Raw genomic sequence first — 336 nt, 5'->3', positions numbered from 1 at the left:
CGCTGGTTCGAGTCCAGCTAAGCCCACCATAAAACACATAAAGTGGGCCTTTAGCTCAGTTGGTTAGAGCGCCCGGCTCATAACCGGTAGGTCTGGGGTTCGAGTCCCTGAAGGCCCACCACTTTATAGGGGTGTAGTTCAGTTGGTAGAACGACGGTCTCCAAAACCGTATGTCGTGGGTTCAAGTCCTGTCACCCCTGCCAATTTAATATTTAAGTATCGAGGTGTAGCGCAGTTTGGTAGCGCACGTGGTTTGGGACCATGGGGCCGGGGGTTCGAGTCCCTCCACCTCGACCAAGTAAGGGCTTATAGCTCAGGTGGTTAGAGCGCACGCCT

The 336-nt window shown here is 54.2% G+C and carries 3 tRNA genes; all 3 read left to right on the top strand.

Going from position 1 to position 336, the window contains the following annotated elements:
* The first annotated feature begins 44 nt into the window (after nucleotides 1–44).
* The 3 genes from Tmeso_RS16055 to Tmeso_RS16045 all read left to right on the top strand — a co-directional run bounded on the left by Tmeso_RS16055 (nucleotide 45) and on the right by Tmeso_RS16045 (nucleotide 297).
* Nucleotides 45–121: transfer RNA gene (locus Tmeso_RS16055), tRNA-Ile, on the top strand.
* 6 nt (nucleotides 122–127) lie between these two features.
* Nucleotides 128–203, top strand: a tRNA-Trp gene (locus tag Tmeso_RS16050).
* 17 nt (nucleotides 204–220) lie between these two features.
* Nucleotides 221–297 (top strand) — tRNA-Pro (locus Tmeso_RS16045).
* The last annotated feature ends 39 nt before the right edge of the window (nucleotides 298–336 follow it).

The sequence above is a fragment of the Tepidibacter mesophilus genome (genome assembly GCF_002724055.1).
GTDB lineage: Bacteria > Bacillota > Clostridia > Peptostreptococcales > Peptostreptococcaceae > Tepidibacter_A > Tepidibacter_A mesophilus.
This window is presented reverse-complemented; position numbering and strand designations above follow the sequence as displayed.